Here is a 16,058-nt window from a genome sequence, read left to right as displayed (position 1 = left end):
CTGTCAGTATGCTCACCGTCCATGTGGCCCCATCTGCCCCACCGATCTCAGGAAGCGCTGGTGCGCTTCTTCGCCGGGATGCGCCGCCACAGCGCCGTCGGTGAGGTGGTCGTGGGCCACCACAACAGCAACCACATCCTCCCGCTGGGGCAGCCCCTGGCGTATTTGCTGGGGTTCGACTCCGGTCAGGTGCGAGCCAAATTCCGGGTGCCTCTCAAGACGGTCGAGGTCGTTCCCCGGCTCTGGCGGGAGTCCGATGTGCTGCGTGCGGTGAGCAAGCGGGTGGACCACGCCCCGTCTTGCCTCTGGGACTTCGGTGACTGGTCGCTCCATGAATACGTCGCCGGGCACACCCTGTCGGAGGAGCCCCTCCAGGAGCCGGTCGGCGAGGAGCGGATCGCTGTGCTGGCCGCATTCTTCGCTCGGCTGGCCGACGTGCCGGTCGCCGACCTGCTCCCGCTGCCGGCGGAATGGCCTGACAGCGGCGACAGCCAGGGCTTCTTGGAGCGGCTGGCCACGTTCACCGAACTGCGGGTCCATGGGCACAACCGGCCCCGCTTCGGTGGTCTCTTCAATGCCCTGGACATCCCGCCCGACACGGTAGACCGCTACCTGAGCTCCAGGCCGAAGCTGACCCGGCGCCCCTTCACCCTGCTGCACACGGACGTCCACCGGGCCAATGTGATCGTGACGCCCACCGAGGACGGTGAGCGGCTCTCCGTTCTCGACTGGGAACTATGCCTGTACGGCGACCCGCTGCACGACCTTGCGACCCATGTCGTCCGCATGGGCTACTCCGCCCTCGAGCGGAAGCTGGCCATCGAGTTGTGGGCCGACGCGATGCGGCAGGCCGGGCACTCGGCGCTGACGGCCGACCTCGACCAGGATCTCGCCACCTATCTGGGCTTCGAGTACGTCCAGTCGGTTTTCACGGACGTGATGCGGGCCGCGCTCGCGCTGCCCGCGGAGCCCGAGACGAGGCATTTCGTCGAGGCCGCGGGGCACGTACGCCGTGCGCTGCACCGTGCCTGGGGGGCGCTGGAGCCTGGGAGAGAGCCCGTCGACGAGGCCACGGCCGTGCGCGCGTTGCGCGAGTGGCATGCCATGGACGGCGCCGACAGACCAGTCGCCGAGGAGGACCCCGAGCGGTTCGGCGGTCGGCGGAGCGGCGGCGGGAACGGATGGTGTCCGGGCGCGGACCAGCCCAGAGGCATCCGCGGGACACCCTCCCTGCGGTGGGATGCGGATCCTGCCTCGGGGCGAGAAGCGGTCACCGAGGCGGCGCAGTCACTGGAGAGCCTGGAGCGGCATGTTTGTTGAGGTCGGCGAGGCGAGCGACGTTCGCTCGCTGCTCGACGAAGCCCGCGGCGTCCTGTTCGATTTCGACGGACCTGTCTGCCGGCTGTTCCCCAACGGCTCGTCGCGGCCCGTCGCCAACGCGCTGAGATGCCTCGTGGCCAAGGCGGGGGTGAAGAGCCTGCTGACAGCGGAAGAGAAGCAGGCCAAGGACCCGCACGCTGTTCTGCGGGCCGTGCACCGGGGCCGGCGTGAGGATACGGGCCTGGTCGGAGCACTGGAGCGGGAGGTGACCAAGGGCGAGTTGGAAGCCGTGCGGCGGGCGGAGCTCACGCCGGGCGCGGACGAGCTCATCCGTCGGCTGGCGCGCCGGGGGCAGCGGCTCGCGGTGGTCACCAACAACTCGGCTGAGGCCGTCTCCTACTACCTCGAATCCAAGGGGCTGTCGGACTGCTTCACCGCGGTTCACGGACGCACCAGCGACATCGACCGGATGAAACCCGCCCCCCACGTCGTCGAACAGGCTCTGCAGGCTCTGCAGCTGTGCGGCCCTGAAGCGGTGATGATCGGTGACTCCGAGGCGGACGTGCACGCGGCGCAGAGCGCGGGGGTTCCATTCGTCGGATTCGGCCGTAACGAGCGCAAGGAGGCGGAATTGCGACGCGCAGGAGCCAAGTTGGTCCTGAACTCCTATGCTCGACTCCTTGATGAGGAGTGACGACGCCGCACTCGAAGCCGTAGGGCGTGCCCGCCGACGCGCGCAGGAGATGGCCGGGGATCAGCCCCTGCACGGACCGCTTCAGGGTTACCACCACGAGACGTATGTGTTCCCGTTGCCGGGCGGGACACGGAGGGTCAAGTTCCGGGAGCTGCGCGACGGGCTCCTGTGGTTCGACCGCAGATGTTTTGTGTCGGAGGAAGACCTGCTGCGGACGCTGAAGGGACGGATCGCCAGCATCCCGGACATCTTCGACGTCGGGGGTATGGGCCTCCAGGGCTTCATCGAGGGACGGACGCTCGGGCGGAGTCTCTTGTGGAACGCGCACGTTCCTGACGTGGTCTTCGACCAGATCGTCGACCTGTTCCAGGAGATGGTGCGGATCCCCCCGGACATGCTGGATGTGAGACGACGTTGTCTGCCCGAGGACCGTCCCTACGACGGTGACACGGACGGATTCCTGCATCGCCTGATCGCTTTCATGGAGGAACGGGTCTACCGCAGCAACCTCTGGCATGCCGGGCGCCTGTTCAAGGACCTCAATGTGAACAGCGAATCGTTCAGGTACCTCAGGAAGCATGTGTCCGGGCTGACAGAACGCCCCTTCTGCCTGTTGCACGGGGACCTGCACCGTGAGAACTTCGTCGTCGACCGGGAGGGCCGACTCTGGACGATCGACTGGGAGTTGGCGCAGCTGGGTGACCCGCTCTACGACTTGGCCACCCATCTGTATCTGATGCGCTACCCGGCCGATCAGGAACGCGACATGATCACGGAATGGTGCCGGGTCGTCGAAGGCGTCCGCCCCGGCAGTTCGCACGGATGGGCGAGCGATCTGCCGGTGCTCCTCGACTTCAAGCGAGCCCAGTCGGTCTTCACCGACGTCATCCGTACGTCGATGTCGCTGAGCGCCGGACCGAAGTTCAACTGGACGTTGCTGCCCGGGGCCACCCGGAAGCTCCAGAAAGTCCTGGTCGCAGGGGCCGAGCCACTCGGGCTGGAGGAGGTACCGACACCGGCGAGGATCATGGCGGCGCTCGTGCGCCGGCATCGCGTCATGAACTTGGAATTCGCTTAGGCTCACCCCCATGTCTCAGTCCGGCCTGCGTGAGCGCAAGAAGCGGCGGATGTATCAGTCCGTGTCGGACATCGCCATCCGGCTGTTCCTGGAGAAGGGCTTCGACGCCGTCTCCGTCGCGGAGATCGCCGCCGCGGCCGAGATTTCCAAGCCGACGCTGTTCCGGTACTTCCCGGCGAAGGAGGACCTCGTCCTGTACCGGATCGCCGATCACGAGGACGAGGCCGCGCGGGTTGTCGGTCAGGGCGACCAGGCACCTCTTGTCGCGTTGCGGCGGCACTTTCTGGACGGGCTGGAGCGGGGTGATCCCATCACCGGGATGAATGACCATCCCCAGGTGGTGGCGTTTCATGCGCTGCTGTACGGGACGCCGGCCCTGGTCGCGGGGATGTACGGCCACCTGGAGCGGTCGGAGGCCGCGCTGGCCGAGGCGCTCGGTGGGGATCTGGACGCTCGGCTGGCCGCGGGGCAGATCGTGGCCGTGCGGCGGATCCTCGCGCAGGAGAACTGGCGGCGGATCAGGGGAGGGGAGTCGGTGGGGGAGGTGCGGCGGGATGCCATCGCGGCGGCCGAGCGGGCGTTTGCGCAGTTGGAAGGCGCTTTTCCGTATCTCGCCCGAAGTTGATACTCGGTAAGAAATGTTACTCGGTTGCGTTATTCCGGTACGCTTCCTGGAATGACGTCACCCGACCCCGCCCTCCAGGACTCCCTCCACCGCGAACGCGCCCACCACGACCGCTGCCGCACCGCCCTCGCCGCCATGGTCGACGGCGCCCAGGAACATGTCGTCACCGGCGAGGACGTCTCCGCCTCCGGTGCCGACGCCGAAGTGCTCGGACACCGGCTGCGCAGCCGGGCCAAGGCGATGCGTGAACTGCCTGAAGGGCCCCTGTTCTTCGGTCGGCTGGATTTCCGGACCGACAGTGAGCACGGCGGGCAGCACTATCACATCGGGCGGTTGCGGATCACCGAGCACCCCGCCGTCCCGCCCCTCGTCGTCGACTGGCGCGCGCCCGTCTCCCGGGCCTTCTACCAGGCCGGCGCCCGTGATCCACAGGACGTGGTGGTCCGGCGGCGGTTCGGATGGGCACCCGGCAGCCGCGGTGACTCCGCCGACCTGACCGGGATGGAGGACGAGCACCTGGGGCGCGGCGAGGACCGCGTCAGCGGCATCGTCACCCGCGAGATCGAGCGCCCCCGCGTCGGACCCATGCGGGACATCGCGGCGACCATCCAGCCCGAGCAGGACGATCTCGTACGAGGTGATCTCGCCGAGTCGGTGTGCGTGCAGGGCGCTCCCGGCACCGGCAAGACCGCTGTGGGCCTCCATCGCGCCGCCTATCTCCTCTACACCCACCCGCAGCGCATCCGCCGCGGCGGACTGCTCATCCTCGGGCCCAACCGCACCTTCCTCTCCTACATCTCCGAAGTGCTGCCGGCCCTCGGCGAGACCGGCGTACGCCAGTCCACGCTCATCGAGGAGATCGCCCGGCAGCCGGTGAGCGGCAGCGACGACCCGCCGGCCGCCCTCCTCAAGCACGACGTCCGGATGGCCGACGTCCTGCGGCGGGCGCTGTACGCGCGCGTGTCGGTCGAGAGCGCCGACTCCCTTGCCGTTCCGGACGGTTCGTACCGGTGGCGGGTGTCCGGTGGTGAGCTCGGGCGGATCGTCGCGGACGTGCGGGCCGAGCAGCCGCCGTACGTCATCGGGCGGGAGCGGGTGCGGACGCGGATCGTGGAGCGCATCCGGGCGCAGGCGGAGCGGCGTGCGGGGGCGGTGCCGGGTGCCTGGGTGCGGAAGATCGAGCGGGCACGGGCGATCGGCGAGCACCTGGACGCCGTATGGCCGCGGGTGCGGCCCGAGGAGGTCGTCGCCGAACTCCTCAGCGATGCCGATGTGTTGGCCGGAGCCGCCGACGGGGTGTTCGACGCCGACGAGCAGAAGGCGCTGCTGTGGGCGCGACCGCCGCGCTCGTGGAAAAGCGCACGCTGGTCGGCCGCCGATCTCGTCCTGCTCGACGAGGTCGCCGGGCTCATGGAGCATCCCCAGGGGTACGGCCATCTCGTCGTCGACGAGGCGCAGGACCTCTCCCCGATGGAGTGCCGGGCCATCGCCCGCCGGGCGTCCTTCGGGTCGCTGACCGTGCTCGGGGATCTCGCGCAGGGGACCACGCCGTGGGCCGCGCGATCCTGGCCCGCGCTCCTCGCCCACCTCGGGAAACCGGACGCCGCCGTGGTGCCGCTCACCACCGGGTTCCGGATGCCGCAGGCCGTCGTAGGCCTGGCGAACCGGCTGCTGGCGCGGCTGGACGTGGAAGTGCCGGCCGCCCGGTCGCTGCGTGGGGACGGGGAGTTGAGCTTTCGGGAGGCGGCGTCCGGCGATCTGCCGGGGGCAGTCGTCGAGGCCGTGCGCGCCGCGCTCGACCGCGAAGGGTCCATCGGAGTCGTCGCCGCCGATGCGGACGTGGACCGGGTGCGGTCGGCGCTCGGGGCGGCCGGGATCGCGGTGGGCGGGCCGGAGGAGCTGGGTGCCCGGGTGTCCGTCGTGCCCGCGAGCCTCGTCAAGGGGCTGGAGTACGACCATGTCGTCGCCGTCGAGCCCGCGACGATCGCGGAGGCGGAGGAGCGGGGGCTGCACCGGCTGTACGTCGTCCTGACACGGGCGGTGTCGCGGCTGGAGGTGGTGCACGGGCGGCCGTTGCCGTTCTAGGAGGGTCGGCAGCGCGCCCCGTAAGGGGCGCGGGGAACTGCGCGACCAGCCACGACGGTCCCGCAGACGAGTGACGGCCGCCCGCCAGGTTTCAGACGCCTTCCAGCAGCGGGATCAACTGCTCTTCCTCGTACGTCAGATGCTCCTCCAGCTCGGTCGCCAGGCGCTCGATCTCGGCGTGGGCGGACGCTGCGTCCGACTCGGCGGACACAGCGGCGCGCAACTCCTCCACCAGCTCGGCGATCCGCTCATGCTCCTCGCGCAGCCGGGCCAGGACGGGGGCGGCCTCTGGGTGCCGGTCGGCGAGGACCGGGAACATGCCCATGTCCTCGCCGGTGTGGTGGTAGTGCAGGCCGTGGCAGAAGGTGAGGCAGTTGACGCGGAGCTGGGCGCCGAGGGTGGTGCCGTCGGCCATCTCCTTGCGGATCAGGGCGAGTTCACGGCGGAAGCCGTCGTGGATGACCTTGATCGCCTCGCCGAGGGAGCCTGCCCGGATGTTCGGCGGGCCGTCCTGCTCGATCTCGTACAGCGCGACCACGGGTATCACGCGGCCCGCCTTCTCCTGGTACTCCGCCCAGCCCGGCTCTGCCTCCACGGCCCGCGCGAAGGCCCGGTCCCGCTCCTCGCCCTCCAGGACGACGGCCCGCGCGGGATACGTGAACGCACCGCTCTCGACGGTGACTTGGGGGTTGGCACGGAGGTTGTGGTACCAGGCGGGGTGCCGGGGGGAGCCGCCGGCCGAGGCGATGACCAGGACGCGTTCGGCGCCGTCGGGGAGGAAGCCGAGGGGGGTGCCGGTGCGGGCACCGGTGGTGGTCAGCAGCAGGAGCCGGGCGCCTTCGAAGTAGCCGCCGACCGCGCCGTGGTGGGCGCGGAACTCATCGATGATCTGCTGGTTGAAGTCGTTGGGCATGCGTCTGTGTTCTCACTTCTCTCTCGATCGCTGATGTCCCATGCGGACGCATGGGCGGGGAGATACGGCGAAGAAAAAGAAGCGGCGGGCCTCTCGCCCGCGCCGGCCTCACTCGGAGGCCGGGCACCCAACTCGCTCACGGCACAAGGCCGACCCGGCAGTCATGGACGGGACGTTGACCGGGGGAGAGGATGCGCGGCAAGCGCATTTGTCCGATCCTGTTGAACGATGCTCCTCTTTCTCGATGTGGACGGGACGCTGATCCCGTTCGGGGCGACCTGGCCCTACCCGGAGTACGAGGCGCGGTTCGCGCTGCCGGAGGGCGTTGACCATCCGCTGCTGCCCCGCGTCGATCCCGGGCTCGGGGCCCGGCTCACCGCGCTGGACTGCGAGTTGGTGTGGGCCACGACCTGGATGGACGACGCGAACGAGTGCCTGGCGCCCTGGCTCGGCCTGCCCCCGCTGCCGCTGGTCGACTGGCCGGGCGGCGACGAGGGCAAGCCACGCGGCCTGCACTGGAAGACCCGGCCGCTGGTCGCGTGGGCGGACGGGCGGCCCTTCGTCTGGGTCGACGACGAGATCACCGACGTGGACCGGGAGTGGGTGGCCGCCCATCACCCCGTACGGGCGCTGCTGCATCGCGTGGATCACCGGTACGGGCTGACCGACGCGGACTTCCGGGTGCTTCAGCGGTGGGTCAGTGGGCGGTGCGGCCCAGAAGCTCGGTGACCCGGATGAACCCGTCCGTGCCGTGCCCGAGCCCGATCGCCCGGCGGGCCTGGCCCTCCACGACGCGCATCACGCTCGCTTCGATGCCGTGGGCCTCGGAGGCGTGGACGATATGGGCCATGGAGGAGGCGGCCGAGGTGATCGGGTTGAGTTCGCCTGAGTAGGTGCCGTCGTCCGCGTCACCCGCGAACTCCTCGAACAGCGGCGGCAGGATCGCGCCGATGCCCTGCGCGAAGGGCGCCAGCTCGCGACCGGTGACGCCCTCGGCGCGGGCCACCGCGAGCGCGTGCGCATAGCCCGCCATCGCCGTCCAGAAGATGTCGAGCAGGGCGATGTCGTAGGCGGCGGCGCGTGCGATGTCCTCGCCGAGGTGGGTGTGGGTGCCGCCGAGGGTGTCGAGGACGGGGCGGTGCTCGCCGTAGACCTCCTCGGGGCCGCTGAGCAGGAACACCGCGTCGGGCGTGCCGATGGTCGGGGCCGGCGTCATGATCGCGCCGTCCAGGTAGCGGACGCCGTGCGCGGTGGCCCACTCCGCGGTGTCCCGGGCGCGGTCCGGGGTGTCGGCGCTGAGATTGACGACCGTACGGCCCTTGAGGGCGGCGGTGACGGCGTCCTCGCGGAGGATCGCGTCGGAGGCGTCGTAGTTCACCACGCAGACCACGGTGAGCGGGCTCGCGGCCACCGCCTCCTCGGCCGACCCGGCCGCCGACGCTCCGCGCTCGACCAGCTCCTGTTCCCTGCCCGGGGTGCGATTCCATACGGTGGTCCGCAGACCGGCGTCGACGAAGGCACCGGCCAGGGCCCGGCCCATCGGACCCAGGCCGAGGACGGTGACGGCGGACTGGTCGTCGTACGAAGACATGCTTCAACTCCCGTAAAATGTGCAGCAATTGATGACAAAGGGGGCGAGGGTGACGCGCAGTCGTGCTCAGGACACGAACGTGTGCGGAGCGACCGCCGCGATCGCGGTGATCGACGGCAAGTGGAAGCCGGCCCTGCTGTGGCTGCTGGAATCCGGCCCGCAGCGGCCCGGCGAACTGCGCCGCCGGCTGCCCGGGCTCACCGAGAAGGTGCTGACCCAGGCGCTGCGCGAGATGGAGGCGGACGGTCTGGTGCACCGGGAGGTGCACGACGTACTACCGCTGAAGACGGTCTACTCCCTGACCGACTTCGGCCGTGAACTCTCCGAACTCCTCGCTCCCCTCTCCGACTGGGGCCACCGCCGCCTGGACCGGCTCAGCGCCTCCTGACCTCGCGACTTCAGCCTCGCCCGACGGCCGCGCGCTGCCAAGTACCCACTTTTTTGTGGGTACTCCGGGATGGGGCGGGAGGGACCTCTCCGGTACGCCGACGCTAGTACGCGCGGTTACTCCCGCTGTCAGACGACCTCGCCGTCCCTTCCCGGCACCGTAATGCACATGAATCCGAGCCTGAAACTGAGCCGTCCCGCACGCCGGGCTTCCGTTGTCGTCCATGTCGTCGCCTCGGCGAGCTGGCTCGGGCTCACGCTCGGGCTGCTCGCGCTGGCGGTCACCGCGATCACCACCGGATCCGCGGTGACCGCCGAGGCATCCGTGCGGGCCATGAAGCTGTTCGCCGACTGGCTGCTGCTTCCCGTCGCGTTCCTCACGCTCCTCACCGGCCTGCTGCTGTCGCTCGGCACCCCATGGGGGCTCGCACGGCACCGCTGGGTCTACCTCAAGTTCTGGCTCACCCTGGCCACGATCACCGCCACCGCCTTCGCCCTGCGCCCCGGTCTGGGCGCCACGGTCACCGCCGTCGCCGAGACCGGGTCCGTGCCCGACACCACCGACATCGTGATGGGGCCGATCGTCTCCCTGTCCGCCTATGTCTTCATGACCGTGATCTCGATCCTGAAGCCGTGGGGTCTGACCCGGCGCGGCCGGAACGCGCGGGCAGCCGTCCGCCGGCCCGTGAGCGCCGAGCGGCCACCTGCTGCGAGTCTTCGGGCTGGTTGGCATGAGCGGCTTGGCTGACACGGGCGGAGGTGGCGGGTGGTGTCAGAATCCTTCAATGACCGAGGAGACGCTTGATGGTGGCAACACCGGCGGTGCGATCCGAGTGAGCGATACGGTCCGTCGGCCCGTTGGTCCCTGGACGCCGGCGGTTCATGCGCTTCTCGCCCATCTGGCGGTCAAGGGATTCGATGGTGCACCGCGTCCCCTCGGGATCGATGATGAGGGGCGCGAAATCCTCACGTTCCTGGAGGGTGAGACTGTCGGCAGCGCCAAACCGTGGCCGACCTGGACTCATGCGGAGGACACTCTGGATCAGGTGGCCCGCTGGTTGCGCGCCTACCACGAGGCGGTCGCCGACTTCGTCCCACCGCAGGGAACTGTCTGGCGTGAAGGTGGCCAGTGGGCTCCAGGCCTGATCATCGGACACAACGACGCCGCCCCCTACAACGCGGCTTGGCGTGACGGCGAGCTGGTCGGGTTCTTCGACTGGGATTTCGCCGCCCCCGTCAGCCGGGAGTGGGACCTCGCCTTCACCGCTTTCAGCTGGGTGCCCCTTCACGCGCGGCATGTTGTCGCCGCCGAGGGATTCACCGACTTCACGGCCCGGCCACGGCGACTCCACCGATTCCTTGACGTCTACGGCTGGTCCGGAAGCCGGACATCGTTCATTGAAGTGGTCCAGGCACGTGCCCAAGCCCATGCCGAGGGCATCCGACGTCTCGCCGCCGGGGGAGACCCACTGTTCGACAAGTTGCTACGGCAAGGTGTCGCCGCCGATCTCGATCGCGCCATCATTGAACTGGCCGACCTCTCCGTCTGACTCCGCAACCCAATATGCCGGACCGCCTGCCACACCTGGTGTCGACCATCGCGACCAGGGGGCATCCATCTCGAAACGTCGCAATAGCCGAACTCGCCTGCTGTCAATGGCCAGTTGTGATTCCGGCCCCGGGCAACAGTGGAACAGCCGTTGGCGTCAAGCCCTTTGTGAGAGTTGCTTTCGTACGACGACCTACAGTTCGCCGGCCCTCCACCGAGCCTCCTCTGAACTTAGATCCGTGCGGTTCGGAGTACGGTCGCGTATGACGTTCAGCCACTCATGAACGAGCTTGTCGAACGCTTCACGACGCACTGCACTCAGTTGGCCGTCTGCGGCGAACAGCGCCAGCAGTTCTCCCGCCGCAGGGTCATTGGCGTCGCAGGATCGGCAGAGTACCGATTCCTTGAGGCCGTCGATCCGTTGTCCGGCCCGGTTGCGCCAGGCGTGTGGGTAGCGAGCCACCAGCACCACCGGAGTATCGCAGCGTGGGCAAGGAGGGGCCGTCCCGGAGGTCCGCAGTTCGACAGGGGCAGTCTCGCCGGTCCTCGGCATCATGTCAGGCCCGCCCACGCGTCAGCTCCGAATGTGCCCTTCACGTCGGAGGCGACGGTGGTGGCGTCCACCTCGGCTTGTAGGGCGTAGACGGTCGTCTTGCGTGCGCTGCGGACACTGAGGTGGACTGGATTGTCGCCCGGGTGGTCCGCAAGGATGCGCTTGAGTTCTCTGACGGTCTGTTCAGTGACCTGGTGGGCGGGGAGGGCAAGCCGCACGGGGGGCTTCCCGCCGTGCTCGGCGGGGGAGACGTCCAGCACCGTGAGTTCTCTGCCGAAGATGTTCACGGTTCCGTCCCGGTCTTCGGTCTTGCCCTTGACGGAGATGACGTTGTCTTCGGCCAGTGCGTGCTGCACGAGCTGGTAGGCGGCGGGGAAGAAGAGGACCTCGATGCCGGCGTCACGGTCTGCGAGGTTCACGATGGCCCAGGCATTGCCCTGTTTCGTCACCTTGAGCTGAATGCCGGTGATCAGTCCGGAGAGCTGGACATCCCTGTTGGTGCGGCCGGATGCGAGCAGTTCGGCGATGGAACAGTCCCGTGCCCGGGAGAGGATGTGCTCGGCGCCGTCCAGCGGGTGGGCGGAGACGTAGAGGCCCAGCATTTCGCGTTCGGTGGCCAGGAGTTGCCTGCGGGGCCACTCCGTGTCGTCGACGGGGAAATCGAGGCCGAAGGCAGGTTCGCCGCTTCCTTCGCCGCTCAGATCTGCGAAGAGATCGTCTTGTCCGAAGCTTGCCGCCTTCTTCACGGGGATGATCGCGTCGATGGCGTCCTCGTGGATAGCCGTGAGGCCCTTACGTGAATGCTTCAGGGAGTCGAAGGTACCGGCCTTGATCAGGGACTCCACGGCCCTCTTGTTCAGTGCGGGCAGGTCCGCCTTGTCGAGGAAGTCGGAGAAGGAAGTGAATTTCCCCTTCCGGCGGCGCCCGTCGACGATGGCCTCGATGACGTTGTCGCCGACGTTGCGTACGGACTTCAGCCCGAACCGTACGTCGTCGCCGACGGCAGTGAACTCGGCGACGGACTCGTTCACGTCGGGCTGGAGGACGCGGACGCCGTTCTTGCGGGCGTCGGCGAGGTAGATCCCGGCCTTGTCCTTGTCGTCGCCGACCGAGGTGAGCAGAGCGGCCATGTACTCGGCCGGATAGTTGGCCTTGAGGTAGGCGGTCCAGTAGGAGACCAGGCCGTAACCTGCGGTGTGGGACTTGTTGAATGCGTAGCCGGAGAACGGAAGCATGACGTCCCAGAGGGCCTTGATCGCCTCCTCGCTGTATCCGTTGCCGCGCATGCCGTCGTGGAACTTGTCCCACTCCGCGGCCAGCACCTCCGGCTTCTTCTTGCCCATCGCACGACGCAGCAGGTCGGCGCCGCCGAGGGTGTAGCCGGCCAGTTCCCGGGCGATGCCCATGATCTGCTCCTGGTAGACGAGCAGATGGAAGGTGTTGCCGAGGATCGGCTCCAGAGCGTCGCGCAGCTCGGGATGGATCGGGGTGATCTCCTGGCGGCCGGTCTTGCGGTGCGCGTAGTTGGTGTGCGCGTTGGCCGCCATGGGGCCGGGCCGGTATAGGGCATTGACCGCGGCGATGTCCTCGAACCGGGTAGGTTCCATCTGCTTGAGCAGGACACGCATGCCGCCACCGTCGAGTTGGAAGACACCGAATGTGTTGCCCTCGGCCAGGAGCCGGTACGTCTTGGCGTCGTCCAGAGGGATCACAACGGTGGACGGGGCGCCGTCCAGGGGATCTACGGTGGCCAGGCTGACGCCCCGGTTCTCGCGGATGTTCTCGATGGCCTGGTCGATGACCCCCAGGTTCCGCAGCCCGAGGAAGTCCATCTTGATCAGGCCCATGGCTTCGCAGGACGGGTAGTCGAAGCCGGTGATCTTCACGCCGTCTGCGGCACGCATGTGCAGCGGGATGCGGTCGGTGAGCTTCGTCTTGGAAAGGATCACCGCCGCGGCGTGCACGCCGGTGCCGCGAGTGAGGCCCTCCACCCCGCGGGCGGTGTCGATGACCCGCTTCACATCCTGCTCGTTGTCATACATCTGCCGGATCTCGCCGGCCTCGCCATACCGCTCGTGGGAGGGGTCGAAGATGACAGCCAGCGGGGCGGGCTTGCCGTTCTGGTCCGGCGGGAGCGCTTTGGTGATCCGCTCGCCGTGGGCGTAGGGGTAGCCGAGGATGCGTGAGGAGTCCTTGATCGCGTTCTTGGCCTTGATCTTGCCGAACGTGTTCACCATGGCGGTGTACTCCCCGCCGTATTTCTCGGTGACGTATTGGACCATCCGGTCGCGCTGTCGGTCGTCGAAGTCGAGGTCCACGTCCGGCGGGTTGATGCGTTCGGGGTTCAGGAACCGCTCGAAGAGAAGGCCGTGCTCCAGGGGGCACAGCTCGGTGATGCGGGTGGCGTAGGCAACGAGCGAGCCGGTGCACGAACCCCGGCCCGGACCGAGGGAGATCTTGTTGTCCCGGGCATGGCGGCAGATGTCCGCCACGACGAGGAAGTAGGAACTGAATCCCATGGGGCCGATGACCGACATCTCGGTCTCGAAGCGGTCCAGGACGTGCTGGGGGATCGGGTCCCCGTAGCGCATCGCCAGACCCTTGAGGGCTTCCTTGCGCAGCCACGACTCCTGGGTCTCGCCTTCCGGCACGTCCGGGAACTGCGGCATCTCGTCGACGTAGTCGAAGACCTCGTCGTAGGACTCGATGCGCTCGGCGATCAGCAGGGTGTTGTCGCAGGCTTGTGGAAGCTCCGAGAACAGGCTGCGCATCTCAGCGGCGCTCTTGAGGTAGTAACCGGAGCCGTTGAAACGGAAGCGGTTCGGGTCGTCCTTGTTCTTGCCGACACCGATGCACAGCAGACTGTCGTGGGCGTCGGCCTGGTCCTCGGTGATGTAGTGCGCGTCATTGGTGGCCAGGAGGGGAATGCTCAGTTCCTTGGCCAGGCTCAGCAGGCCCTCACGGACCTCACGCTCGATGTCCAGGCCGTGATCCATCAGCTCCAGGAAATAGTTGTCGCGGCCGAAGATCTCCTGGTAGGCCGCGGCAGCTGCCTTCGCCTCGTCGTACTGGTTCAGCCGCAGGCGGGTCTGGATTTCGCCGGACGGACAGCCGGTGGTGGCGATGATGCCGTCCGGCCGTGCAGCGATCAGCTCCCGGTCCATGCGCGGTTTACCGGCGGGGAACTGGCCCTCGTAGCTGGCCTGTGTGCTGAGCCAGAACAGGTTCCGCAGCCCCTGGGCGTTCCGCGCCCACATGGTCATGTGGGTGAAGCGGCCACCACCGGAGACGTCCTTCGACCCCTCACCGTCCTGGCTCACAGCACGGCGGCCTCCTGGCCCCCAGAACTCCCGCTTCCGGACGGACCGAGAGGAAGGCGCCACATACGCCTCGATGCCGATGATCGGCTTGATCCCCTCGAAGCCCTTCGCGACCTGCGCGAACTCGTAGGCACCGAACATGTTGCCGTGATCGCTCATGGCGATCGCCGGCATGCCTTGCCGGGCCACCTCGCCGAACATCGGCTTCAGCTTCTGCGCGCCGTCCAGCATCGAGTATTCGGTGTGGTTGTGCAGGTGGACGAAGGAATCCGGCATGTGTGGGTCGCCTCCGGGGTGAGTAGGTGGCCGCCGGGCAGCACGCCTCCTTCGGCACTGCTTGCCAAACTGCATGTTGACCAGAGACATCAAAACGAGCTTGGCGTACTGGAATCAAACAACCATTTCGCCGATCAGACTCAACGATTGGTTGTCTGCCTAGGATGGTCGGCGTGGACCTCACCTCCGTGCGCACCTTCGTCACCGCCGTAGACGCGGGACAGTTCCAGGAAGCCGCCACCAACTTGTCGATCACCCCTCAGGCCGTCTCCAAGCGCATCGCCGTGCTGGAGAAGGACCTCGGTGTGCAGTTGTTCAGCCGTACGGCCCGCGGGGCCCGGCTCACCATCGACGGGCAGGCGTTCCTGCCTTACGCCAGGGCACTCCTCCAAGCTGAGGAACGGGCCGCCGCTTCCGTGCGGCCAGGGCGCCGGGCGTTGCGCGTCGACGTGATCAGCCGCCGGGTCTCAGTGGCAGGTCTGCTGCGCGACTTCCACCGCGCGTATCCCGAGACCGAACTCGATGTCGTAACTCTGTTCGACTCCGACACGGCCATCGCCGCCGTCCGGTCCGGGACGATCGACGCGACCTTCCGCGCCGTGAGCATGCCGGGCCGGCAGCTCCCCGACGGTATCGAGGCCACCCCGGTCTTCGACGAACCGCTGCACCTGTTCACCGGACCGGCTCACGAGTTCGCCGCCGCCCGCGCGATCGCTCCCGCCCAGCTCGCCGGGCGCCGGATCTGGATGCCCGGAAACCTCCCCGGCACCGAGTGGACCGCCTACTACGACGAACTCGCCGCCGTGTTCGGGCTCACCATCGACTCGATCGGCCCCAACTTCGGCGTCGAGCACCTCCTCGACACGATCGCGGACTCCTCGACGCTGGCGACCTTCGTCAGCGAGCAGACTCCGCTGGTCTGGCCCGCCGGCCACGACCTGCGGCGCATCCCCCTGCACGACCCGACCCCGGTCTACCCGCACTCACTGATCTGGCGCACCGACAACCCGCACCCCGCCCTCACCGCACTGCGCAGCCACCTCACCTCTGCATACCCCGGCCGCCCCGACAGCGGGATCTGGACACCGAAGTGGGCTCAGTGCCCTTGAAGAGAGTTCTAGAACCGCCGAATATCCCGGAACGCCATGAGCCGGCTGGTGAGGGGAAAGCGGACGCTTCATTCCCTGATCCCCCGTCATCCTCGCCCAAGCCATCCACCTCTGGCTCACGCAGGGTTGCAAGGTGCCACCAGCCGGGGTAGAGGCGGCCCAGGACGTTGAGGTTGGCATGCTTGAGCTGGGACACCCGGGCGACGTCCTCGTCCAAGGTGCGGTGCTCACGCTCGCTCACGGGCAGCGCCCGCAGCTCGTTGACGCGGCGTCCGGATACCGGGTGGTCCACAGCGCCACGGCCTTCAGGGATCAGGCCCAGCGCGTCGAGCTGGTCCTCCTGCCCGTCGCGGTATGCCTGCACGGTCTGCCCGCGCTTGGAATTCTCAACGGTGCCGACACCCGCGCCAAGCCCACACGACAGATGGCTCGCCGATACGACACTTGGCGTGACGAGTCGCAGCAGGCTGTGACTCGCAGCGATAGCCGTCACCGAGCGGGGGTCTGGCCTGGTCCTCGTGGTTGCTTCGTAACTGACGGGGCACGCTTCGCCCGCCC

General features: G+C 68.1%; 14 protein-coding genes. 10 read left to right on the top strand and 4 right to left on the bottom strand.

All coding sequences use genetic code 11. The annotated features are described in order from the left end of the window. Positions 1-60: 60 nt before the first annotated feature. The 5 genes from QQY66_RS22115 to QQY66_RS22095 are packed head-to-tail and all read left to right on the top strand — an operon-like array spanning position 61 to position 5,802. Positions 61-1,320 (top strand): phosphotransferase family protein, encoded by a 1,260-nt coding sequence (locus QQY66_RS22115; RefSeq protein WP_301982072.1) that lies wholly within the window; start codon positions 61-63, stop codon positions 1,318-1,320. Continuing rightward, on the top strand, positions 1,310-2,014 hold the full coding sequence (locus QQY66_RS22110; RefSeq protein ID WP_301982071.1) for an HAD family hydrolase: 705 nt from the start codon (positions 1,310-1,312) through the stop codon (positions 2,012-2,014). The genes QQY66_RS22115 and QQY66_RS22110 overlap by 11 nt, the downstream gene beginning before the upstream one ends. Next, positions 2,004-3,092, top strand: coding sequence for a phosphotransferase (locus QQY66_RS22105; protein ID WP_301982070.1), 1,089 nt, complete (start codon positions 2,004-2,006; stop codon positions 3,090-3,092). The genes QQY66_RS22110 and QQY66_RS22105 overlap by 11 nt, the downstream gene beginning before the upstream one ends. A gap of 10 nt (positions 3,093-3,102) precedes the next feature. Next, on the top strand, positions 3,103-3,717 hold the full coding sequence (locus tag QQY66_RS22100; RefSeq protein ID WP_301982069.1) for a TetR family transcriptional regulator: 615 nt from the start codon (positions 3,103-3,105) through the stop codon (positions 3,715-3,717). Between the two features lie 51 nt (positions 3,718-3,768). After that, a complete protein-coding gene (locus QQY66_RS22095; RefSeq protein ID WP_301982068.1) occupies positions 3,769-5,802 on the top strand; it encodes an AAA family ATPase in 2,034 nt (677 codons plus the stop codon). A gap of 91 nt (positions 5,803-5,893) precedes the next feature. Here the strand turns inward: QQY66_RS22095 and QQY66_RS22090 are convergent, their stop codons facing one another. Beyond that, a complete protein-coding gene (locus QQY66_RS22090; protein ID WP_301982067.1) occupies positions 5,894-6,715 on the bottom strand; it encodes a nitroreductase/quinone reductase family protein in 822 nt (273 codons plus the stop codon). 228 nt (positions 6,716-6,943) lie between these two features. Here QQY66_RS22090 and QQY66_RS22085 point away from each other — a divergent pair, with 228 nt between their 5' ends. Continuing rightward, entirely contained in the window at positions 6,944-7,444 is a 501-nt protein-coding gene (locus tag QQY66_RS22085) for an HAD domain-containing protein (protein WP_301982066.1), read from the top strand. Here the strand turns inward: QQY66_RS22085 and QQY66_RS22080 are convergent. Beyond that, on the bottom strand, positions 7,413-8,306 hold the full coding sequence (locus QQY66_RS22080) for an NAD(P)-dependent oxidoreductase (protein ID WP_301982065.1): 894 nt from the start codon (positions 8,304-8,306) through the stop codon (positions 7,413-7,415). The genes QQY66_RS22085 and QQY66_RS22080 overlap by 32 nt on opposite strands. A gap of 49 nt (positions 8,307-8,355) precedes the next feature. On the opposite strand from QQY66_RS22080, the gene QQY66_RS22075 reads away from it, so the two are divergent. The 3 genes from QQY66_RS22075 to QQY66_RS22065 all read left to right on the top strand — a co-directional run bounded on the left by QQY66_RS22075 (position 8,356) and on the right by QQY66_RS22065 (position 10,243). Further along, positions 8,356-8,694: a helix-turn-helix domain-containing protein gene (locus QQY66_RS22075; protein WP_301982064.1), complete on the top strand. Its 339-nt coding sequence runs from the start codon at positions 8,356-8,358 to the stop codon at positions 8,692-8,694. A 168-nt stretch (positions 8,695-8,862) separates the two neighbouring features. Continuing rightward, on the top strand, positions 8,863-9,441 hold the full coding sequence (locus QQY66_RS22070) for a DUF2269 domain-containing protein (protein WP_301982063.1): 579 nt from the start codon (positions 8,863-8,865) through the stop codon (positions 9,439-9,441). A 37-nt stretch (positions 9,442-9,478) separates the two neighbouring features. Beyond that, the gene (locus QQY66_RS22065; protein WP_301982062.1) at positions 9,479-10,243 is read left to right on the top strand and encodes a phosphotransferase; all 765 of its coding nucleotides are present in this window, start codon (positions 9,479-9,481) and stop codon (positions 10,241-10,243) included. Between the two features lie 192 nt (positions 10,244-10,435). On the opposite strand, the gene QQY66_RS22060 is transcribed toward QQY66_RS22065, so the two are convergent. After that, positions 10,436-10,795: a DUF6300 family protein gene (locus QQY66_RS22060; protein WP_301987447.1), complete on the bottom strand. Its 360-nt coding sequence runs from the start codon at positions 10,793-10,795 to the stop codon at positions 10,436-10,438. After that, positions 10,795-14,391, bottom strand: coding sequence for a DNA polymerase III subunit alpha (gene dnaE, locus QQY66_RS22055; RefSeq protein ID WP_301982061.1), 3,597 nt, complete (start codon positions 14,389-14,391; stop codon positions 10,795-10,797). The genes QQY66_RS22060 and dnaE overlap by 1 nt, the downstream gene beginning before the upstream one ends. Positions 14,392-14,564: 173 nt before the next feature. Between dnaE and QQY66_RS22050 the strand changes: the two genes are divergently transcribed. Beyond that, positions 14,565-15,500 (top strand): LysR family transcriptional regulator, encoded by a 936-nt coding sequence (locus QQY66_RS22050; RefSeq protein WP_301982060.1) that lies wholly within the window; start codon positions 14,565-14,567, stop codon positions 15,498-15,500. Positions 15,501-16,058: the final 558 nt, after the last annotated feature.

The organism is Streptomyces sp. DG2A-72 (assembly GCF_030499575.1).
Classification (GTDB): domain Bacteria; phylum Actinomycetota; class Actinomycetes; order Streptomycetales; family Streptomycetaceae; genus Streptomyces.
This window is presented reverse-complemented; position numbering and strand designations above follow the sequence as displayed.